The 21805-nt window shown below is 73.5% G+C and carries 14 protein-coding genes; 6 read left to right on the top strand and 8 right to left on the bottom strand.

All coding sequences use genetic code 11. The features are described 5' to 3' along the window. Nucleotides 1-165 precede the first annotated feature (165 nt). The 3 genes from nagZ to WMF29_RS23300 are packed head-to-tail and all read left to right on the top strand — an operon-like array spanning nucleotide 166 to nucleotide 4989. Entirely contained in the window at nucleotides 166-1281 is a 1116-nt protein-coding gene (nagZ, locus tag WMF29_RS23310) for a beta-N-acetylhexosaminidase (protein ID WP_437330944.1), read from the top strand. After that, nucleotides 1278-2561: an imidazolonepropionase gene (gene hutI / locus WMF29_RS23305; RefSeq protein ID WP_437330943.1), complete on the top strand. Its 1284-nt coding sequence runs from the start codon at nucleotides 1278-1280 to the stop codon at nucleotides 2559-2561. The genes nagZ and hutI overlap by 4 nt, the downstream gene beginning before the upstream one ends. 55 nt (nucleotides 2562-2616) lie before the next feature. Next, entirely contained in the window at nucleotides 2617-4989 is a 2373-nt protein-coding gene (locus WMF29_RS23300; protein ID WP_437330942.1) for a Tex family protein, read from the top strand. A gap of 40 nt (nucleotides 4990-5029) precedes the next feature. Here the strand turns inward: WMF29_RS23300 and WMF29_RS23295 are convergent, their stop codons facing one another. After that, complete coding sequence (locus WMF29_RS23295; RefSeq protein WP_437330941.1) at nucleotides 5030-5905, bottom strand: alpha/beta fold hydrolase; 876 nt, start codon at nucleotides 5903-5905, stop codon at nucleotides 5030-5032. A gap of 828 nt (nucleotides 5906-6733) precedes the next feature. Here WMF29_RS23295 and WMF29_RS23290 point away from each other — a divergent pair. After that, the gene (locus WMF29_RS23290; protein WP_437330940.1) at nucleotides 6734-7804 is read left to right on the top strand and encodes a formin; all 1071 of its coding nucleotides are present in this window, start codon (nucleotides 6734-6736) and stop codon (nucleotides 7802-7804) included. Between the two features lie 374 nt (nucleotides 7805-8178). Here the strand turns inward: WMF29_RS23290 and WMF29_RS23285 are convergent, their stop codons facing one another. From WMF29_RS23285 to gatC, 7 genes are all read right to left on the bottom strand, one after another. Continuing rightward, nucleotides 8179-9450 carry a hemolysin family protein gene (locus tag WMF29_RS23285; protein WP_437331161.1) on the bottom strand — a complete coding sequence of 424 codons (1272 nt, stop codon included), beginning with the start codon at nucleotides 9448-9450 and terminating at the stop codon, nucleotides 8179-8181. A gap of 236 nt (nucleotides 9451-9686) precedes the next feature. Further along, nucleotides 9687-10877, bottom strand: a complete 1191-nt coding sequence (locus WMF29_RS23280; RefSeq protein WP_437330939.1) for a tRNA pseudouridine synthase B — start codon at nucleotides 10875-10877, stop codon at nucleotides 9687-9689. A gap of 29 nt (nucleotides 10878-10906) precedes the next feature. Next, nucleotides 10907-12163, bottom strand: coding sequence for a lysophospholipid acyltransferase family protein (locus WMF29_RS23275; RefSeq protein ID WP_437330938.1), 1257 nt, complete (start codon nucleotides 12161-12163; stop codon nucleotides 10907-10909). A 20-nt stretch (nucleotides 12164-12183) separates the two neighbouring features. Further along, complete coding sequence (locus tag WMF29_RS23270) at nucleotides 12184-13356, bottom strand: NAD-dependent epimerase/dehydratase family protein (protein ID WP_437330937.1); 1173 nt, start codon at nucleotides 13354-13356, stop codon at nucleotides 12184-12186. A 78-nt stretch (nucleotides 13357-13434) separates the two neighbouring features. Further along, nucleotides 13435-14031: a GNAT family N-acetyltransferase gene (locus WMF29_RS23265; RefSeq protein ID WP_437330936.1), complete on the bottom strand. Its 597-nt coding sequence runs from the start codon at nucleotides 14029-14031 to the stop codon at nucleotides 13435-13437. Between the two features lie 16 nt (nucleotides 14032-14047). Beyond that, nucleotides 14048-15598, bottom strand: a complete 1551-nt coding sequence (gatA, locus tag WMF29_RS23260; RefSeq protein ID WP_437330935.1) for an Asp-tRNA(Asn)/Glu-tRNA(Gln) amidotransferase subunit GatA — start codon at nucleotides 15596-15598, stop codon at nucleotides 14048-14050. A gap of 5 nt (nucleotides 15599-15603) precedes the next feature. Continuing rightward, entirely contained in the window at nucleotides 15604-15915 is a 312-nt protein-coding gene (gene gatC / locus WMF29_RS23255) for an Asp-tRNA(Asn)/Glu-tRNA(Gln) amidotransferase subunit GatC (protein WP_012236913.1), read from the bottom strand. A 160-nt stretch (nucleotides 15916-16075) separates the two neighbouring features. Between gatC and WMF29_RS23250 the strand changes: the two genes are divergently transcribed. Continuing rightward, nucleotides 16076-18880: a hypothetical protein gene (locus WMF29_RS23250; RefSeq protein WP_437330934.1), complete on the top strand. Its 2805-nt coding sequence runs from the start codon at nucleotides 16076-16078 to the stop codon at nucleotides 18878-18880. A 254-nt stretch (nucleotides 18881-19134) separates the two neighbouring features. Next, nucleotides 19135-21549, top strand: coding sequence for a PEGA domain-containing protein (locus WMF29_RS23245; RefSeq protein WP_437330933.1), 2415 nt, complete (start codon nucleotides 19135-19137; stop codon nucleotides 21547-21549). Nucleotides 21550-21805 lie beyond the last annotated feature (256 nt).

Raw genomic sequence — 21805 nt, 5'->3', positions numbered from 1 at the left:
CTGCGCCCCTCCGGCGCCGCGGCGATCCCTCCGGCGCCGCGGCCTCCCCTCCGGTGCGCCGGCATCCCCCGGAAGTAGCCTCGTCGGCCCAAGTCGTTTACGAGTCGTCTACGAACGGATTCCGCGGCCGGCCGCTCGCCTGCGCCGCGCGAGAGGTGGTGGACGATGCGGCTCGATCTGGAGCTCGAGGTCCTGTGTGGTCAGCTCATCGTGGGCGGCTTCGACGGCGTGGAGCCGCCGGCCCGGTACCTGAAGGCCCTCGCCGAGGGGCGGCGGGGCGGCGCGATCCTGTTCCGGCGCAACGTCCCTGACGCGGCCGCCACGGCGCGGCTCTGCCAGGCGCTCGCCGCGGCGGGCGGCCCTGATCGGCCTCCCTTCATCGGCATCGATCAGGAGGGTGGCCGCGTCACCCGCTTGCCCGCGCCGTTCCTGACGCTGCCGTCGATGCGCTCCCTCGGCGAGCTCGCGGACCTCCCGCTGCTGCGCCGCGCGGCGCGCGCCGTCGCGTCCGAGCTGCGGGCCGTCGGCATCAACCTGAACTTCGCCCCGGTGCTCGACGTCGACTCGAACCCGGCGAACCCGATCATCGGCGATCGCGCATTCGGCCGCGATCCTGGCGCGGTCGCGCGGAGCGCCGTCGCGTTCCTGGAGGGGCTCCAGGAGGAGGGGGTGCTCGCCTGCGGCAAGCACTTCCCCGGGCACGGCGACACGGCGCTCGACAGCCACCTCGCGCTCCCGACCATCGCCCACGGGCGCGGCCGCCTCGACGAGATCGAGCTGCCGCCGTTCCGCGCCGCCTGCGGCGCCGGGGTCGCGTCGCTCATGACGGCGCACATCGTCGTCGAGGCGCTCGATCCGGGCGTCCCGGCGACGCTGTCGCGCGCCATCTGCACCGACCTCCTGCGCGGCGAGATCGGCTTCGAGGGGGTGCTCTTCTCGGACGATCTCGAGATGGCCGCGATCGCCGCGCACCACGCTGTCGAGGAGGCCGCCGCCGCGGCCGTCTGGGCGGGCTGCGATGCGCTGCTCGTCTGCCACAGCGAGGACCTGCAGGATCGCGTGCACGAGGCGCTCGTGCGCAAGGCCGAGCGCGAGCCGCGCTTCCGCGAGCGCTGCGCCGAGGCGGCCGCGCGCTGCCTGGGCCTGCGCCGGCGGTGCCCGCCGCGGCCGGTCTCCTCGCCCGCGGCGTTCGCCGAGCTCGTCGGCGGGCCCGCGTCCCGGGCGGTGCTCGAGGACGTCGAGCGGGCGCGCCGCGCGCGCGTCACCGAGGCGGCGACGTGACGGCGCCGCCGGGGGCCGCGCCCGCGGAGGCCGCGCAGCACCCCGAGCGCCCGTTCGCCATCACGGCGCGCCGGCTTGTCACCTGCGACCCGTCCCGCGCCTCGGCCGGCGATCCCCTCGGCGTGATCGAGGACGCCGCGATCGTGGTGCGAGGCGGCGCGATCGACGCCGTCGGACCGCGGCAGGAGATCCTGCGGCCCGAGGCCGGCGTGCCGATCGCGATCGAGGCCGAGGGGGTCGTCACGCCCGGGCTCGTCGACTGCCACACGCACGCGCCCTGGATCGGCTCGCGGGACGCCGAGTACGCGATCCGCATGGCCGGCGGCGACTACGAGGCGATCGCCGCGGCCGGCGGCGGCATCGTCGCCAGCATGCGCGCGGCGCGCGCCGCGACCGCCGGCGAGCTCGCGGACACGCTCCGGGCCCGCCTCCGCCGGATGGCCGCGCTCGGCGTGACCGCCGTCGAGGCCAAGAGCGGCTACGGCCTCGACGAGGCGACGGAGCGCAAGCAGCTCGAGGCGGTCGCCGAGGCGGGGAGGGACGCGCGGCTGCCCCGCGTCGTTCCGACGTACCTCGCGCTGCACGCGTTGCCCCCGGAGGCCGGCGGCGACCGCGCGGCCTACGCGGCGACCGTCGCGCGCTCCTGGCTCCCCGCGATCGCCGCGGCCGGCCTCGCGCGCTACGTCGACGCCTACATCGACCGGAGCGCGTTCTCGGTGGACGAGGCGCGGCCGGTCCTCGAGCGGGCGCGCGCGCTGGGGCTCGGCGTGCGCCTGCACGTCGGGCAGTTCGCGGACGTGGGCGGCGCCGAGCTCGCCGCCGCGCTCGGCGCCGCGTCGGCCGACCACCTGGAGCACGTCGCGCCGGCCGGCATCGCGGCGCTCGCCCAGGCGGGCGTCGCCGCCGCGCTGCTGCCCGTCGCGAGCTTCACGCTGCGGCAGGAGCCGCCGCCCGTCGCCGCGCTCCGGGCCGCCGGCGTCCCGCTGATCGTGGGCAGCGACGCGAACCCCGGCACGGCGCCGACCGAGAGCCTGCCGCTCGCGCTCGCGCTCGCGGTGCGGCTCTACGGGCTCACGGTCGCCGAGGCGATCCTGGGCGCGACGCGCGAGGCGGCGGCCGCGCTCGGCCTCGGCGGCGTGTGCGGCGCCGTCCGTCCGGGGCTGCGCGCGGATCTCGCCGTGTGGGACCTGCCCCACGAGAACGCGATCGTGCAGCCCTGGGGCGCGCCGCGCGCGCGGGCCGTGCTGCGCGACGGCGACATCATCGCGGCGGGGCGCTGAGGCAGACAGCAAGTCAAGCCTGGACGCGCGTGCACCCTGCGCGTATGCCGCGCCCATGACTGAGACGCAGAGCCCTGTCGCTGTCCCGAGCCGCGCGGACAGCTCGTTCGATCCGGTCCCGCTCCTGGCCGAGGAGCTGAGCCTCCCGCGCCAGGGGGTCTCGGCGGTGGCCAAGCTGCTCGCCGAGGGGGCGACGGTCCCGTTCATCGCCCGCTACCGCAAGGAAGCGACCGGCGGGCTCGACGAGGTGCAGATCCGCGCCATCGAGGAGCGCCGCGCCTACCTCATCGAGCTCGAGGAGCGCCGCGCCACGGTGCTCACGGAGATCCAGAAGCAGGGCAAGCTCACCGACGCGCTCGCCTCGAAGATCCGCGCCTGCCACACGAAGGCCGAGCTCGAGGACCTCTACCTCCCCTTCAAGCCGAAGCGCCGCACGCGGGCCATCATCGCGAAGGAGCGGGGCCTCGAGCCGCTCGCGGATCGCATGTGGTCGCAGCCGGGGGACGGCAGCCCCGAGGAGGAGGCCCGCGCGTTCGTCAGCGCCGAGAAGGAGGTCCCCGACGCGGCGGCCGCCCTCGCCGGCGCGCGCGACATCTGCGCCGAGCGCATCGCCGAGCACGCCGACGTGCGCAAGCTCGTCCGCGAGGCCTACGCGAAGGAAGGCGTCATCAAGGTCCAGAAGAACGAGGAGCACGCGGCCAAGCAGACGAAGTTCGACATGTACGGGAGCTTCGAGGAGCCCGTCGCGAACATCCCGTCGCACCGCTACCTCGCGATCCGCCGCGGCGAGGCCGAGGGCGTGCTCCGCGCCTCGATCGAGCTCGCGCCCGAGCCGCTCGTCCCGCCGATCCACGCCGCGGTGGGGCTGAAGCCGAAATCGCCGTGGGCCGGCGAGCTCACGAAGGCCGCGGACGACGCCGTGAAGCGGCTCCTGCTCCCGGCGGTCCAGAGCGACGTGCGCGTCGACCTCAAGATGCAGGCCGATCGCGCCGCGGTCGAGGTCTTCGCCCAGAACCTCCGCGAGCTCCTCCTCGCCGCGCCCTTCGGCACGAAGGCGGTGCTCGGCATCGACCCCGGCCAGCGCACCGGCTGCAAGTGCGCCGTCGTCGACGAGACGGGCAAGCTCCTCGAGCACACGACGATCTACCTGGTCGGGAGCGGCGACTCGCTCGAGCGCGCGCGCCAGGACCTGCGCCGCATCTGCCGCAAGTACCCGCTCCGCGCGGTCGCCGTGGGCAACGGCACGCACGGCCGCGAGACGGAGGCGTTCGTGAAGGACGTGCTCGCCTCGGAGGGCCTGAACGAGCTGTTCTGCGTCCCGGTGAGCGAGGCTGGCGCGAGCGTCTACTCGGCGAGCGACGTCGCGCGCGAGGAGTTCCCGGATCTCGATCTCACCGTGCGCGGCGCGATCAGCATCGCCCGCAGGCTGCAGGACCCGCTCGCGGAGCTCGTGAAGGTCGACCCGAAGAGCATCGGCGTCGGCCAGTACCAGCACGACGTCTACCAGGGGCTGCTCGCGCGGAAGCTCGACGAGGTGGTCGAGAGCTGCGTGAACCGGGTCGGCGTGGAGCTCAACACCGCGAGCGCCCCGCTGCTCGCCCGCGTCGCCGGCATCGGCCCGAGCCTCGCGAAGAAGATCGTCGCGCACCGCGACCTGAACGGCGCGTTCAAGAGCCGCAAGGCGCTGCTCGACGTGCCCGGCGTCGGCCCGCGGACGTTCGAGCAGGCGGCGGGCTTCGTGCGGGTCCGGGGCGGGGAGCACCCGCTCGACGCGAGCGCCGTGCACCCGGAGCGCTACGGCCTCGTCGAGCGCATCGCGGCGGACCTCGGCGTGCCGGTCGGGTCGCTCATCGGCGACACGGCGGCGATCGCGCGGATCGATCCGAAGAAGTACGAGGCCGGCGACGTCGGCTCGTTCACGCTGAACGACATCCTGAGCGAGCTGAAGAAGCCGGGCCGCGACCCGCGCGCGACGTTCGAGCCGCCGAAGTTCCGCGACGACGTGCGGACCATGGAGGATCTCAAGCCGGGCATGGAGCTCGAGGGCGTGGTGACCAACGTCACGGCGTTCGGCGCCTTCGTCGACATCGGCGTCCACCAGGACGGCCTCGTGCACGTCTCGCAGCTGGCGGACAGGTTCGTGAAGGACCCGAACGAGGTCGCGAAGGTGGGCGACAAGATCAAGGTGCGCGTGCTCGAGGTCGACCTCGTGCGCAAGCGCATCTCGCTCACCGCGAAGAAGGGCGGCGCTCCCGCCGGCGCGCGTCCCCAGGCGGGCGGCCCGTCCGCCGGCGGCGACGCGCGCGGCCGCAACGATCGCGGCGACGGCCGCCGGCCGGCCCAGGGGCAGGGGCAGCAAGCGAAGGGGCAGGGGAGCTCGTCGGGCGGCTTCCGCAACAACCCGTTCGCGGACCTCTTGAGGAAGTGAGCGGCGCGCGCCCGCCTGGCTCCGGGCCAGGCGGGCTGCGCTAGAACCCGTGATCGGCGAAGAAGCGCTCGATCCGGAGCGAGACGAGCTCGGGGAACTCGACCGCGGTGGTGTGGGTGCCGCCGCGGACCACGAGGATCTCCGCCATCGGGATGCGGCGTGCCATCGACTGCGCCAGCGCCCGCGGGGTGAACGCGTCGCGGTCGCCGGTGATGAGCAGCGTCGGGACGTCGATCTGCTCGAGCACGTGCTCGGCGTCGTGGGCGTCCAGCGCGCGCAGGTTGCTGAAGAGCGCGTCCGTGTCGAGCCGGCCGAACGGCTGCACGAGCTCGGCGAACGCCTCGCTGTCGAGCGTCTTGCCGAGCAGCCCCATTCGCTTCAGCCAGTGCACCGCGTCCGGCGGGGCCATGGCGCTGCCCGTCACCCGGGCCGCCAGCGTGTGAGCGCGCGCCGCGAGCGCCACGAACGGCGGGAACAGCCGCCCGAGCCCAGGCAGCGGCCCCATCGTCCCCAGCGGCCGGCGGTAGGTGCCGTTCAGCAGCACCAGGTTCGCGGCGAACCCCGGGAGCCTGTGGAACGCCTCCAGCGCCACCTGGACGCCCACGCTCCATCCCATCAGCGAGCCGTGCCGGATCCCTTCGACGGCGAGGATCGCCTCCAGGTCGCGGACGTGGTTCGCGACCGCATAGGCCTCCGGAACGTCCGGCGAAGGGCGCTTCGACGCGTACATCCCGCGGTAGTCCCACGTGATGAACCGGTACTGGTCGGAGAGGTACTCGACCTGCGCCCGCCAGGCGAGGTACGGCCCGCCCAGCCCGTTGACCAGGACCACCGTCTTCGCCCCCTCGAACGGCGGCGGCGTCACGCGGTAGGTGATGTCGGTTCCATCGAAGCTCGTGACCCGCCGGGTCTCCATCCGGAGCGACGGCCGGCGCGAGGGCGGCCCCCGCCGGCCCCCGCTGGAGGCGGGAGGGGGCGGCGTCTGCCACCCGCCGCTGGAAGGCGGGGGTGCCGCCTGCCGCCCGTCGCCAAAGGATGCCGCGGGCGGCGCCTGCGGTCTGTTGCCGGTGGATGAAGCTGGCGGCGCCTGCGGTCCGCTGCCGGAAGGAGAGCGGAGCCGCGGCGGCCGACCCCCGCCGAACTTGAACGAGACCATGAGCCCCCTGCTTCCTACCCGGTCCCTTCGCGGAGGGCCAGGTTGCCGGCGGTCGCCTGCGTGATGGGGCAGGATGGGGGCCGGGAGCGACGGTACAGGCCCGGCGAGGGCGCAGCTGCGGGCCGCCGGGGGCTGCCGTGGGGCCGGGTGGCCCGTGTGGCCTGGCGATCGCCTGTCGAAACACATCCTGCGCTGCGATCGCCATCGCGTTGACATTCCAGGCAGCGCGCCGCTAACGTGCCCGGCGGGTTGTCCGCTCGCCCGGCGCTCCCGTCGTGTTGCTGATCTTTCCCTCCCCGCTCCCATGTCGGTCTGCTGGAGGCCGGCCCGCGTCGTCTTCTGCTGCCGCTCGCACAGCGGCAGCTCCGGTTCGGGCCGTGGTGGGTCGATTCCCTCGGGCGGGCTGGAGTTTTCAGCGCGAAGTGGTGCAGCGATCCCGTCCTCGAGGAGCCGATGGCTGAAGAAAAGAAGAAGAGCAAAATCGATCTGAAGGCTCGGCTTGGCAAAACGGCGATAGGCGGGGCGCCGGGAGCGGCCGTCCCCCTTCCCGTGCCTGGCTCGCAGCCCGGATCGGGGCCGCCTCCCGACATGAACGCGGGCCCGATCGGCGTGCCCTCGCCGCATCCGAGCGCGCGGCCGCCGATGCCCTCCGTGGGGGGCATCGCGCCTCCGCCCGGGATCTCGCCAGGCATCCCGTTGCCTCCGTTCGCGCCGGCGCCGCGTCCTGTGATCCAGACGCCCCCGCCCAAGCCGACGGCGGCCGCGCAGACCATCAAGGTCGAGGTCGGCGAGGAGGTCGAGCAGGAGCGCCGGAAGGCCTCGAAGAAGACGGCGCTCTACGCCGGCCTCGCGGCGGTCGTCGGCATCGCCGTGGGCTTCGCCATCGGCGGCGCGAAGGAGCGCGGCGATCGCGGCAAGCTCGCGGTCGACGGCGCCGCGGCGCTCGAGAAGGACGTGAAGGCCGCGAACGAGAAGATGGCGGAGCTCAAGGAGAAGCTCGATGCCGGCCGGACGGCGCTCGAGGGGAAGAAGTTCCCCGCGGAGCTCGTGAACGAGCTGGGCGGCATCAACGTCCCGTTCGATGCCACCAACCTGGAGGGCAAGCAGATCGGCAGCCTCCCGGGGCGGGTGATGCGCCAGCTCCTCGCCTACACCACGGCGGTCCAGGATCTGAACAAGACCAAGGACAGCCTCAAGAACGTCCTCTCCGCCGCGCAGGCTCCCGTCGAGAAATCGTGGAAGGAGCAGGAGGAGCCGGTCGTGAACTTCTCGGTGGTCTTCCGCCGGGACGGCGACAAGACGGTGGCCGAGCTCGTTCCCAACAAGGCGCCGTTCCCGTTCGGCAAGGACTGGCCGGCGAAGTACACGGTGAGCCGCCTCGAGCGCACGCAGCAGGGCTTGAAGCCCGCCGAGAAGGAGGCCACCCGCTGGACGAAGGGCGACATCGCCGGCGGCGATCTGCAGGCCCTCCCGGTCGATCCTCAGTCCGTTGCAGGCCTCACGAGCGAGCAGATGGTCTTCAGGCTCGCCAGCGCGATGGCGGACATCCGCAAGACGCTCGACGGCAACAAGGACAACCCCGTCGAAGAGACGCCCGGCCTCATCAAGGAGGGCGACGATCTCGCGAACGAGCTCCACAAAATCTCCCTCGCCCGCTGAGCGGCACGCGCCCGCTGCGGATACGGGCCCATCTCGACGTTTTCGGTGCTCGGCGCACCGGAGTGCGCCTGTGCGCCGAAAACGCCGATCTGGGCCCGTCTCCTGTGCGGGCGCGCGCCGCTCGGCCGCGGCAGATCTGGAGCACCGCCCGCGGCGCGTGAGGTCGGACGGTAGGCCCGGAGCGAGGGGGGGCGTCGCGCGGGACGGCGCGGGGATGGGCCGATGTCTGAGCCCAAATGACCAAGCTCCTCCGGCGAAGCCGGAGGAGCTTGGTCATTTGGGCGAGTTCGGCGGGGCCCCGCGCCGTCCCGCGCGACGCCCCCCCTCGCTCCGGGCCGGGCAGCTCGGCAATGCCTCCCGCGCGGCCCGCCGCTTCAGGCAGCGCCGCCGGCGCCCATGGCGCGGGGGCGGACGATCTCGACCTTGCCGATGTGGCGCTCGTCGCTGTCTCGCACGATGAAGCGCAGGCCGAACTTGCTCACGGCCGTGCCCACCTCGGGCACCTTGCCGACGTGCTGCGTGATCATCCCGCCAAGGGAATCGTACTTTCCCTCCCGGTCGAGCTCGGCGCCCAGGTAGGCCGAGAGATCGCTCATCGACACGGCCGCGTCGGCGACCAGGCGGCCGTCGCCCAGATCCTGGATGGCGGCACCGTCGTCCGTCTCGTCGTGCTCGTCCCGGATGTCTCCGACGATCTCCTCGAGCACGTCCTCCAGGGTGACAATCCCCGACATCCCGCCAAACTCGTCGACCACGATGGCGAGGTGCTGTCTCCGGCTCTTCATCTCCCGGAGCAGAGAGGAGAGAGGCTGCGACTCGGCGACGAAATTGGCAGGGCTCCGCGTGATCTCCCGGAGCGTCGTGTTCTTGAGCCGGCGCTCCTCGAGGACCTTGAACAGGTCCTTCGCGTAGAGGAGACCTGCGATGTTGTCGGTCTGATCCTTGTAGACCGGATACCGCGAGTGCCCGCTCTCGGTGACGATCTCCAGCACCTTCTCCAGCGGAGTGGAGATCTCGATGGCCTCGACCTTGGATCGCGGCACCATCACGTCCCGCGCCGTGAGATCGGCGAACTCGAGCACATTCCGGATCATCTCCGCCGGCTCCCGCCCGAACAGACCAGAGCGCTCGACCTCATCGACGAGGATCTCGACCTCCGCCTCGGCAACCCTCGGGTCCGACGGCTGCTCACCATCCCGCGGCCCCAGCTTGGAGCCGATCCAGCCGAGCGGTACGGCGAGCGGCAGCATGGCGATTTCGAGAGGGCGCAAGAAGCGGACCGCCATCGATGCGGCCCGATCGGCGTGCTTGCGGCCCAGCGTGGAGCTGACCTCGTAAAGGGCTCCGCTGACGACGATGGTGGTCGCCAGCCCGAGATAGAGCGCCGCACCAGGGACAACCCGCCGGAAGAAGAGGTCGAAGCAGGCGGCCGTCAGGCTGGTCGATACGACCCAGCCGAGCAGGTAGCGGGAACGGAGCTTGGCGTCTTCTCGACGAATCCGCTCGTAGGCGGACTTCGTGGGGCCCGTCGCCTGCTCAATCAGGGCGCCGAGCCTCGTCGCGCTCAACGTCGTCAGTGCGGTGTCGGCACCGACGAACAGCGAGCCAAGTACAGCGGAGAGAACTGCAGCGCCGAGCGCTGGCAATGGAACGAAATCGGGACTCAAACAGAGGCTCCTAACGGACGAATCGTAACGGAACAGGCGAGGGGAGCGCAACCGGACCGGGACGCGAAATCTCAGGAGATGACGGAACCACGCGTTCTTGCCGCTCTCGCCCGAAGGCGGACTCCCCAGCTCGACCGATCCTGCCGAGCGCTGCCAGTGACATGCGCCGTAGATCTGCCGAAGTCCAGGGAATTGCCGTGTGCTGTGGGTTTCTCTTATCTAGCAGCATTCCCACGCATGTCGGGCGCTCCAGAAAAGCCGCGCAGGACGGAAAATCGAGTCGGTGATGGTGCTGGAAGGCCATCAGCGGCGTTCTCATCGGCGACCTCGGCAGCGCCGAGCGCCACGACAACTCCGTCCGGATCGAGCCATACGGAGGCGCCAGGGTACGCAGGAGCTAGCGAGAAGTCGGATTCCGTGAGCGCTTGTCCCATGCGCGCGCGCCGGGCGCCGTTCTCGGTCAGGCGGGCGACCGGGAGGCTCGCGGCGGCTGCGTCGGCGAGCGGGCGCAGCGACGCGCGCAGCACCTCGGCGCCGGCATCGAGGGACACGGCCTGCTCCACGGTGAAGCTGCCGCTCGCCGTGCGGCGGAGCGCGGACAGGTGCGCGGGGACGTCGAGGTGCGCGCCCAGATCGCGCGCCAGCGAGCGGACGTAATAGCCCTTGCTCACCCCGAGCTCGAGATCGAGGGTGGCGGACGCAGCACCCGCGGCCGGCGCGGCACCCGCGGCCGGCGCGGCGCCCTCGGCCGGCGCGGCGCCCTCGGCCGGCGCAGCATCCGCGGCCGGCACGCCGGGCCCGCCGCGCGAGGCGCCGGTCACCTCGAGCGACCGGACCTCGACGGCCCGCTCCGCCAGGTCCACCGCCTGGCCCGCGCGCGCCAGGGCGTAGCTGCGCTGCCCGGCGACCTTGATGGCCGAGTAGGCCGGCGGCGCCTGCTCCCGCCGCGCCCGCTCCGCGTCGACCGCGGCGGCGATGCGCGGCGCCGCGCGCGCGAGCGCCTCACCGCGGGGAGGCCCGTCAGCCCCGGCAAGGGCGCCGAGCTCCGCGTCGAGCCACGGCGGCAGGGGCTGCGCCGCGGTGATCTCCCCCACCGCGTCGAGGGTGTCCGTCCCCACGCCGAGGACGACGCGCGCCGTGTAGCGCTTGTCCTGCGCGGTCAGGTACGGGGCGAGCTTGGTGGCCTCGCCGACGAGCACCACGAGGACGCCGGACGCCATCGGATCGAGCGTCCCCGCGTGCCCGATGCGCTTCACGCCGAGGGCGCGGCGCAGGCGGGCCACGACGTCGTGGCTCGTCGGCCCGCGCGGCTTGTCGATCACCAGCACCCCCTCCGGCCGCGCGCCCCTGCTCGTCGCTCGCTCGGGGTCGGCGGGCGGATCCCCTTCGGTCGTGTTCTCGGGCATGGGGGGAGGATTCGCCTCGGCAGCTCGCTTCATCCGAACCAGATCGACTTCCGGGTGGCCAGGGTCTCGTCGATGAGCCCCTGGATCGTGGCGCGCACGCGCTCCGCGAGGCGCCGCACAAGGATCTGATCGTCCGCCGCCTCCGGGCCGTACGCGTCGAACCGCACGGGATCGGCCAGGCGGATCTTCCACTTGGTGGGCGCCGGCACGAGGCCCAGCGGCCCGAGCGCGGGGAACGTCGGGGTGATGGGCAGGTACGGGATGCCGAGCGCGCGCGTGAGGTGCTCGACCCGATAGAACAGCGGGTTCGTCTCCTCGGCCCCCACGATGGCGCACGGGACGAGCGGCGTGCGCGTGCGCAGGCAGAGCCGGATGAAGCCGCCGCGACCGAACCGCTGGAGCTGGTACCGCTCCTTGTAGAGCTTCCCGCTGCCCTTGACGCCCTCCGGGAAGACCGCGATGAGCCGCTCGCCCGCGAGCAGCCGCTCGGCGTTCTCCTGGCAGGCCCGCACGGCCCCGAGCCGGTTCATCATCGTGCCGGCGAACGGCAGGTAGTACACGAAATCGTCGGCCAGCCAGCGGAGCTCCCGCCGCGCCGGGTGCTCCCGCCGCACCGCGGCCCGCAGCATGAGCCCGTCATAGGGGATGGGCCCGCCCGAATGGTTGGACACGACGAGGCACCGCCCCTCGGCGGGGATGCGCTCGATGCCCTCGAGTTCGATCCTGAAGTAGTACCTGTGCAGGAAGTCGAAGAGCGACCTGTACCGGGCCTCGTACTTGGGATCGAAGCCGAACTCGTCGACCTCCTCCGAGCGGCGGCGCAGGCCGGCGCGGCCCCACTGCCGCAGGTAGAAATCGGTCGACAGGACGTCGCGCGCCGTCCCGGGCTCGGAGAGCGGCGGCTCGCTGGCGAAGCCGGCCGACGCCGCGGGCGCCCCGCCCTGGCGCGGGCTCCGCTCGGTCTCGGGCTCACCTCCCGCCGCGCAGCTCGCGTCGGGCGACGGGCCCCCGGCGAGCATCCGCTTGAGCCGCGCCTCGAGCTCCCTGATCTGGCGCTGGAGCTCCTCGGTCGTCACCGGCACGACCGGGGCGTGCCCCTCGGACGACTGCGTCTTCCGCCCGTCCGAGGGCTCCGTCGGGCCGATCGGCGCCAGGTACCGGGCCTCGTCGTCCTCGATGTCGGCGCTCGGCACGACCTGCCTGGGCCCCGTCCTGTCGGGGCGCCCGCGCGTCGACGGCGATCCGTTCCCTGCTTCCTCGAGCTCTCGATCGTGCTCCGTGCCCATCGCTCACCCCCCCAACCGCGTCACGCAGGCGTCTCTTGCAGGAGGCGCACGTCCCGCAGCCGCTGCGCGCTTGTGTAATCGAGCAACGCCTCGCGCGTCGTGTAGACCGGCCGGAACCCCATGACCTGCGCCGCCTTCTCGCCGTCCGCCACGCATAGATAGCGCAGGTACCGCAGGAAGCCGGGCGGGGCGATCGCCGCGTGCGCCGCCCAGAGCGCAGAGACGAGCGGCCCGGCGGCGCTGTGCAGCACGGGGACCGCCGTCCGGCCCGCGAGGCGCACGATCGTGGACAGCGGCAGCACGCCGTCGCCCACGATGTTGAAGGTCCCGGGAAAATCGCTGTCGATGGCCAGCTTGAAGGCGGCGATGGCGTCGACCTCGTGGATGAACTGCCACAGCGGATCGAAGCCGAGCATCGTCATGACCAGGCGCCGCGCCAGGAACCGGGTGACGTAGTTCTGGACCGTCGGGCCGAGGATCGGCGCGGTCCGCAGGATGGTGACGGTCGTGCCCTTGGCCTTCGCGCCGAAGGCGTTGAGCTCCCGCTCGGCGGCCATCTTGTCCGCGAAGAAGCGCTCGTCCGGGTCCGCCCGGAGCGGGTGCTTCTCCGTGAGGAAATTGGGGTTGGTCGGGTGCGCGCCGTAAAGGATCGTCTGGCTCCAGAGGATCAGCTTGCGCAGGCTCGCCTGGCGCGCCCCGTGGAGCAGGTGCATCGTGCCGACCGACTCGAGCTCGTGGGCCCAGGCGGTCGCCGGCGTGGGCGACGACAGGAAGCAGAGGTGGACGAGCGTGTCCACCTGCTCGGCCGCGAGCACCTCGGCGACGCGCTCCTCCGACGCGGGCTCCGTCAGGTCGACCGTGTGCATGCGCAGCTTGGAGCCGCCCGTGTCCGGCCGCTTGATGTCGATGGCCACCACGCGCGCGATGCGCGGGTCCTCCTCGAGGATCCCGATCAGGTTGCGCCCGAGGAAGGACGCGGCGCCGGTGAGCGCGATGACCCGGCCCCTCGGGCTGGACGGCGCGCGCCGGCTGGTCGGTGAGGACTCCGCCGCCGCGGACGCCGGGGGCTCGCTCCCGCCGGTCGTGGCCGCGCCTGCGGAGGAGGCAGGCTCCGCGTGATCCGCGCCGGCGGCGGAGCTCCGCTCGGCGGCGTCGTGGGCCGCGGCTTCAGGGTGCTCGGACGTGGGAGCCATGCGCGGGGCGCGACACTACCTGGTCGGCCGGCGCGCGCAAGCGAAGCGCGACCCCGGCCGGGGCCCGCCGCGGCGCTGTCACAACACCCGGCGCAGGACCGGATACGGCTCGAACGTGTGCACCTCGGCGAATCCGTTCCGCGTGAACGCGGAGACCGGGCCGGTCCACAGCTCCTCGTCGCTCACCGGCTCCTTCGGGCGGCGGGGCAGGGCCTCGAGGGCGCGCGCGCCCCAGGCGGGCGCGAGCTCCACCGCGCCAGCGACGAGCGCGGTCGCGACGCCTCGCCGACGGTGGCCCGGGTGCACGACGGCGCAGCCGATCAGGAAGACGCCGGCGCGATCGCCCGCGAAGCACGGAAGCCCGCGGTACAGGCGGCGCTCGTACGCCTTCGCCACGGCCGCCGCGGGCGCGACCTTGAGCCACCCGACGACGCGCGGCGCCTCCGGCGCGAGCGCCACGACGCCGCGCGCCTCGTCGCTGCCCGAGGCGAGCGCCTCGGCGAACTCCCGGCGGTTCTCGCCCTGGCCGTCCGAGCACCGCGCGAGCCACTCGTTGTTGGTGCCGCCGAAGTGGTAGTACCGGCAGTAGCAGGGCGTGCCGGCGGCCTCGAAGAGCGCCTCGAGCCCCGGGAGGTGCTCGGGGCCGGCCGCCGCCACGGTGATCGCGGAGCTCATCGGCGCGCCCCGCTCGTCACGCGTTCGACACGCACGCGCGCAGCCCGCGCACCGGGGAGATCTGCTCCCACGCGTAGGCCGCCTGGCAGAGCCGCGCCTCCTCCAGCGCGGGGCCGATGAGCTGCAGGCCGACGGGCAGCGGAGGCCCGCCGTCCGGCGCCTGCGCGGTCGCGCACGGGACGCTGATCGCAGGCAGCCCCGCCATGCTGGCGGGCAGCGTGTAGACGTCGGCCAGGTACATCGACAGCGGATCGTCCACCCGCTCCCCCAGCCGGAACGCGACCGTCGGCGAGACCGGCGCCGCGATGAGATCGACCTCGCGGAAGGCCTCGTCGAAATCGCGCCGGATCAGCGTCCTGACCTTCTGCGCGCGCAGGTAATACGCGTCGTAGTAGCCCGCGGACAGCACGTACGTGCCGAGCAGGATCCGGCGCTTCACCTCCCGGCCGAACCCCTCGCCGCGCGTCCGGCCGTAGAGGCCCTGGAGGTCCGCCTTCCCCCCGCGGTCGCCCTCCACGCGCAGCCCGAAGCGCACGCCGTCGAAGCGCGCCAGGTTGGACGACGCCTCGGCCGTCGCGACGATGTAGTAGGCCGCCACGGCGTACCGCGTGTGCGGCAGGTGCACGGGCTTGATCTCGCAGCCGAGCCCGCGCAGGCCCTCGATGGCCTCCCGCACCTTCGCCTCGACCCGCGCGTCGATGCCCTTCGCGAAGTACTCCTCGGGCACCCCGACGCGCAGCCCCGCGACGTCGCGGCCGCACGCGGCCTCGTAGGCCCCCACCGGGGCGTCGAGGCTCGTCGCGTCGCGCGGATCGCGGCCCGAGATCACCTCGAGCAGGCGCGCCGCGCCCTTCACGTCCTGCGCGAACGGCCCGATCTGGTCGAGGCTCGAGGCGAACGCGATGAGGCCGTAACGGGAGACGCGGCCGTACGTCGGCTTGATGCCGACGACGCCCGTGAGGCTCGCCGGCTGGCGGATGGAGCCCCCCGTGTCGGACCCGAGCGAGCCGGGCGTCATCCCCGCCGCCACCGCGACCGCGCTGCCGCCGGACGAGCCGCCGGGGATGCGCGACGGGTCCCACGGGTTCTTCACCGGCCCGAAGGCGCTGTTCTCGTTCGACGAGCCCATCGCGAACTCGTCCATGTTGCACTTGCCCGGCAGGATCGCGCCGGCCTCGCGCAGGCGGGCGACGACCGTCGCGTCGAACTGCGGGCGGAACCCGCGCGCCGGGTCGGGCGCCTTGGACGCGCCGTCCCCGCCCGCTGCCCGCGTGAGGATCTTCGAGCCGGCGGTCGTCGGCGCGCCCTCGGTGCAGAGCGCGTCCTTGAGCCCGATCGGCACGCCGGCGAGCGGGCCGAGCGCCTCTCCGCGCGCGCGCCGCGCGTCGAGCGCGCGCGCCGCCGCGACGGCCTGCTCCCCCTGCACGGTGAGGAAGGCGCCCAGCGCGCCGTCGCGCTGCTCGATGCGCGAGAGCGCGGCCCTGGCCACCTCCTCGGCGCTCACCTCGCCGCGCTGCACGAGCGCCGCGAGCTCCGGGATGGATCGATCGAGGATCGCTGTGTCCATCGGCGTCACCCCTCGTCCACGAACGCCGGAACGGCGAACCCGTCGTCCTCGACCCGCGGCGCCTCCCGCAGGGCCACCTCGCGCGGCAGGCTCGGCGCCTCCTCGTCGGCGCGGAGCGGCAGCCGCTCGATCTGCACGTGCGCCGTCGGTGGCACCGCCGAGACGTCGAGCTCCTCGAGCTGCCGGACATAGCTGAGGATGTTGCCGAGATCACCTGTGAGGCGCTCGATCTCCTCGGCGGAGAGGTCGAGGTGGGCGAGGCGCGCTATCGTCAGCGCCTCGTCGCGGCGGAGAGGGGGCGAGTCAGCGTTCGACATGGGCGCGCCCGATGTAGCACCGCCGGTTCGGCGGACGCCAGCGCCGCGCGCCCCCGAACCTGGCCGCGGTACAAAAACGGTGATAACGGCTGCCGCGCGCGCCTCCGGTCGTTCTCGACCGCCCGGGCAAGAGCCCCGCCCCTCCGCGCGTTGTTCGCGAATGCAGTCCCCGAAAACGCCCTTCCTGCCCCGCGAGCGCATCGGCATCCTCGTCCTCTGCGCGTGCGCGGCCGTGGCGATGTCGCCCGCCGTCGGCCGAGGCGCCCGCGACCGCTCGACCGCGCTCGCCGCGGAGCTCGCGGAGCGGGGCGTCGCCGCGGCGGCGGGCGACGTGGTGTGGGTGGATCCGCCGCGCGGCGGCCTCCACCCGTTCGGCGTCGACGCGCGCGCGGTCGCGCGCGGCGTGCGCGCCGGCGGCGAGCGCGGGGAGCCCACCGACCTGTACCTCGTCGACGCGAGGCTCTCGCCGGAGGGCGTCCTGCTCGACGTCTCGGCGATCCACAACCTCACCGAGACGAGCGGCGCGGACGAGTCGAAGCCCGTGCTCCGCGGCGAGGCCCTCGCCTACGTCTCGCGCCCGCTGATCGAGGCCGCGTCGCCCACGGTGCACGTGCTCGATCTGGACGGGCAAGAGCTCTCGGGCGGCGCGGACTGGTCCCTCGTCGAGCGGCTCCAGCACGCCGTCACGAGCTGGCAGGCGACAGGCCGGCTGCGCGGGATCGGCCGGCGGACCTTCGCGATCGACGTCGCCGAGGAGCCGCACCCCGAGGAGCCGGGCGCCGAAGAGCCGCGCGCCGAGGAGCCGCGCGCGGAGGAGCCGCGGAGCCACCGCGGCCCGGACGCGGGGGACGTCGCGGTCGCCCTGGAGGACGACAGCGCGGTCGTCGTCCGCGCGGGCGGCCGCGAGGCGCGCCTGCCGGTGCGCGGCGCGGACGACGCGGCGCTGCCCGCGTGGATCCGCGCCGAGGCGTCCGAGGTCGCGCGGCCGGGGAACCTCGTCACCTGGGCGGTCGACCGGGTGCGCCTCGTGATCGGCGACGCCGCGATGCAGACGGTCAAGGCCGTGGCGTTCACGGCGCTCGATTTCGTCCTCCGCAACAAGGAGGCGGTGACGGGCGACACCGGCGCGGAGGACATCGCCTCGGACCTCGGCCAGAGCGAGCTGGATCCGCCTGTCCGCCAGATCCCGATCGATCCCGAGATCGGCTGGCCGCCGGCGCCGCTCGAGCCCTGGGTGACGCCGCCGCTGCCGGGCGAGGGGCAGTGGAACCCGCAGGGCGGCGACGCCTTCGTGCGCCAGCTCGACGGGCTCCCGCCGGCGTTCATGACCACGTTCCTCCGGACGGATCGCTCGCGCAAGGCGACGCGCGTCTACATCGCGCTCTGGGACCCGCGCCAGGTGGAGCTCCACATGATGGCGGGCACGGTGGAGCCCAAGGGCGCGACGGGTGAGGCCGGGCCGGGGCTCATCCCGCGCACGCCCGAGGTCATGAAGCGCGTGGTCGCCGCGTCGAACGCCGGCTTCCAGGCGATGCACGGCGAGTTCGGCATGATGGCCGACGGGGTGATGTACCTGCCGCCGAAGCCCTACGCCGCGACGGTGGCCGTCCGGCGCGACGGCAGCACCGTCTTCGGGAGCTGGTCGGAGGACGAGACCGTCCCCGAATGGATGCTGTCGTTCCGCCAGAACATGACGGTCATGGTCGAGGACGAGAAATTCAATCCCTTCGGCCGGACGTGGTGGGGCGGCACGCCGCCCGGGTGGGCCGACAAGACGCACACGGTCAGGACCGGCATCTGCCTGACCCGCGAGCGCTTCGTCGCCTATTTCTACGGCGCCGACGTCAGCCCCGAGGCCCTGGCCCAGGCGATGATCCAGGCCCGTTGCTCCTACGGGATCGCGCTCGACATGAACGCTGGCCACAGCGGGCTCGAGTTCTATCGCGTGGCGCCGAACGGCGAGCTGCCGCCGCTGGGGCGCCCGCTCCAGGGGGAGTGGGAGACCGAGGGCGACGTCTCGGGGCTCTCGGGCTACCGGTTCCGCGGCCGCCGGCTCATCCGCGGCATGGGCCTGATGAACTTCCCCCGCTATATCCGGCGGGAAGCGCGCGACTTCTTCTACATGACCCTGCGCCACCTGTTGCCGGGGCCGCCCTTGGCACCCCGCGCTGCGCCGGCCGTGGCGGGGGAGGGCGCCTGGCGCACCCAGGGGCTCCCGCAGCACGGCTTCCCCTACGCGCTCGCGCTCACCGAGATCCGCCCCGATCCCGCGCGGCCCGACGTCCGGTTGCGGGTGCTCAAGGTGGATCCGCGGACCGTCACGGCCGCGCCGGTGGGCGAGCCCGGGGCGCCCGCGCCGGCCGGGGCGGGCGCGACCGTGGCGGTCTTCAGCGACGGCGCCGCGACGCACGGCGCGGGGCAGGGCGAGGGATCGAGCATCTGGCACTCGGCCGGGTCCTTCTCCGCCTCGCCGACAGCCCCGGTGCGCGGCGCGGTCCGGGTCGCGACGGGGGCGCTCGGCAGCGCGAAGGCCGTGGCCGCGCTGGGCGTCAACGACGAGGACGGGATGCTGATCTACGTCGAGCGGGCCGCGGCCGGGCCGTCCAGCGCGCCGGACGCCGCGCTGGCGCCGGACGCATCGGCGCCGCCCCCGGCGCTCGTCGACCCACGCGACGCCAAGCTGCTCCAGGATTTCCTGGCGGGGCTCGGCTGCTCCTCGCGCATCTACCTTCCCCGGCCGCTCTCGGTGGCCCTCGGCGGCGATACCGATCTCTCCGGCGCCGCCGTCCACCCGCCGTCAGGTCCGCGCGCCGTCCGGCTCACGCGCGCCGAGGCGCCTGGCGCTGGCCGGATGTTCGAATCCACACCGATCGTTCCGCACAGCGTCTGGTACCCGCTGCAGCAGAAGCGCGTGCGGTACTTCAAAAAGCCGAAGAAAGAGGAAACGCCAGACGGCGATCACTGAGCGTGGCGGCGCCCCGGCCCTTCCCTGACGTGCAGTAGGCGCTTGTGCGCTGACGGCCCGACGGACTAATACACGGCGGTCGGTGCATCGATTGCGATCCTTCGGAGCTTGCGACATCTCGGCGCGGATCTGCGTGGGCTCGCCGGGCGGGGGCGCGCGCGCGATTCGCGGGTGGTGGATCGCGCGCAGCGTCGCATTACGGCGCGCCGCGGACGTCGCGCGCGCCGCGGACGTCGCGCGCCGCATCGCCGGCGGTGGAGCGCTGGATCCGCGCGAGATCGCGGCGCGCGCGGCGCCTCGCCGCCGCCGAGCTCCTCCCGATGGCGCTCGCGAAGTCACCGGACCGGCGGTACGCTGCAGCGGATCAGGCGATTGCAGCGCGCTCCGAGCTCGCCCGCGACGAGCGCTTGTACATCGGGTTCACGCTCGTCGCGCGGAGCAGGCGCGATCGTTTCCGGGACGCCGTGGCGAACGGCGCCGCATATCCTGAGGAGTTCTCGAACATGGCGGACAACAAGGGCGGCAGCGATCTGGACGTATTCGAGGGGCTCGCGAAGAAGAAGTCGCCCGCCACGAGCCCCGCCCTCGTGCCTCCCTCGCCGCCTGCGCGGTCGCGCACCCTCGTCGGCGCGGCGGTGCCGCCGCCTCCGAACCATGCGGCCACGCTCCCGAGCGGCGTGCCGTCTCCGCTTCCTCCGCCCGTGACGCAGAAGGGGGCCGGCCCGTCGTCGCTCCCGCCGCCCGTGCCGTCGAAGGGGACGAGCCCGGGGTCGCTCCCGCCGCCCGTGCCGCCGAAGGGGACCGGTCCGGCGTCGCTCCCGCCGCCCTTGTCGGCGAAGGGGGCCGGTCCGGCGTCGCTCCCGCCGCCGTCGCTCCCGCCGCCGGCCGTGACGCAGAAGGGGGCCGGTCCGGCGTCGCTTCCGCCGCCCGTGACGACGAAGGGGACGAGCCCGGGGTCGCTTCCGCCGCCGATGCCTCCGTCGGTCAAGACGGGCTCCCTGCCGCCCGTGGTGGCGCCTCGGTCGCGCCAGCCGTCCCTGCCCGCGATCAGCGCCCCGGCCCTGCCGTCGAAGAGCCCGCTGCCGCCGGCGCCCGTCAGCGGGGCCCCGGCCTCGCTGCCTCCGGTGGTCCCTCCGCCCGTGCGTCTGCCGTCGGTGAAGCCGCCGCAGAAGGCGGGTGACGACGCGAAGCCGCGCTCGGCCAAGGGCACCGCGGTCGACATGAACTGGGACGACGACGAGGAGTCGACCCACGTCTACGACAAGCAGGGGAACGACTACAATCATGGGCGCTCGAGCGCGCTGCCGGCGGCGGGCACACCGTCGATCCCGAAGGCGGCCGCGGCGCTGGTCGCGAGCTCAGGCGGCGCGGCGTCGGCCTCGCGGGTGCGCACCCCCGTCCCGGCGCCGCCGCCGATCCCGAGCGCCCCGCCCGCGCCGGCGATGCCGCCGGACCTCGGGCTCCGCGCGCTGTCGCGCAAGGACGAGCCGACGGAGATCCGCCCCCGCCACGTGGTGCAGCAGGGCGCCGGCAAGGCGGGCGTGCTCCTCGGCGGGCTCGCGCTGGTCGCCGTGCTCATCCTGGCGGTGGTCATGCTGGTGCCGAAGAAGGGCGCGCTCACGATCGACCTGAAGACCCCGGGCGGCAGCTCCGTCGACCGGGCCGAGATCTTCCTCGACGGCCAGAAGCGCTGCGACACCGTGCCGTGCGTCGTGCGCGATCTCGAGCCCGGCTCGAAGGTGGTCAAGATCCTCGCCCCCGACTTCCCGCCGCGCGACGCCGTCGAGATCGTCGAGGGCGGCAAGGAGAAGGTCGTCGTGATCACGCTCGACGCGGCCAGCGCGGAGCGGTCGTCCAGCGCGTCGACCACGACCGGCGTGAAGGCGTCGGGCGCGCCCGGCGTGAAGGTCTTCATCGACGGCGAGGAGAAGGGCGCGCTGCCCGTCGAGGTCAGCGTGCCGCCGGGGGAGCACAAGATCCGCTTCGACGGCGGCGAGCGCTTCGAGCCCCTGGAGCAGACGGTGGACGTCGGCCAGGGTCAGATGAAGGACCTCGGCGCGGTCGCGCTCAAGGTGCTGAAGGGGCAGGTGACGCTGGAGCTCGCCACGTCGGGCGCCTCGGTCAAGCTGGTGAGCGCCAAGGGCACGGAGAAGAAGCTGCCCGATTCGGCCTGGAAGAAGCCGCCGGTCAAGGTGGATGTCGCCGCGTCCGAGCGCTGGAAGATCGTGGCGACGAAGAAGGGATACAACGACTTCTCTCAGCCGATCTCGTTCGAGGACGGGCAGGCGGAGAAGACGATCCGGATCGCGCTCGACGAGGCGCGCAAGTCCGAGCCGGCCGCCGCCTCGCCTGCGCCCGCGCCGGCGCCTGCACCGGAGCCGGCCGCGCCGAAGTCGGAGGCCGTGGCCGCCGCGCCGAAGGCGGAAGCGCCGGCGGAAGCGCCGGAGCCCGCGGCTGCTGCCGGCGGTGCGACGCTGAACATCAACTCGATCCCGGTCTCGAAGGTGGTCCTCGACGGGCGGCCGCTGGGGAGCACGCCCAAGGTGGGCGTCAGCGTCCCTGCGGGCTCGCACACGGTGATGTTCATCCATCCGGATCTCGGGAAGAAGTCGGTCACCGTCACGCTGAAGGCAGGCGAGACGAAGACCGCGGCCGTCAAGTTCGAATGAACATCCAGCCACCAGGGACGCCTGGGGAGCCGCCAGGGACGCCGGGAGAGCCGCCAGGGACGCCGGGAGAGCCAGCAGGGACGCCTGGAGAGCCGCCAAGTACCGCTGGAGGGTCGCCAAGGACGCCCGGAGAGCTGGCGGGACGCTCCGGAAGACCGCCTGGAGCGCCCAGGAAGGCCGCCAGGGACACCCAGGAAGGCCGCACCGGGCGTCAAGACCAGGCGCCAGGGACACCAGGAAAGCCGTCTGGAACGCC

This window comes from Sorangium sp. So ce381 (assembly GCF_051473845.1).
Classification (GTDB): Bacteria; Myxococcota_A; Polyangia; order Polyangiales; family Polyangiaceae; genus Sorangium; species Sorangium atrum.
This window is presented reverse-complemented; position numbering and strand designations above follow the sequence as displayed.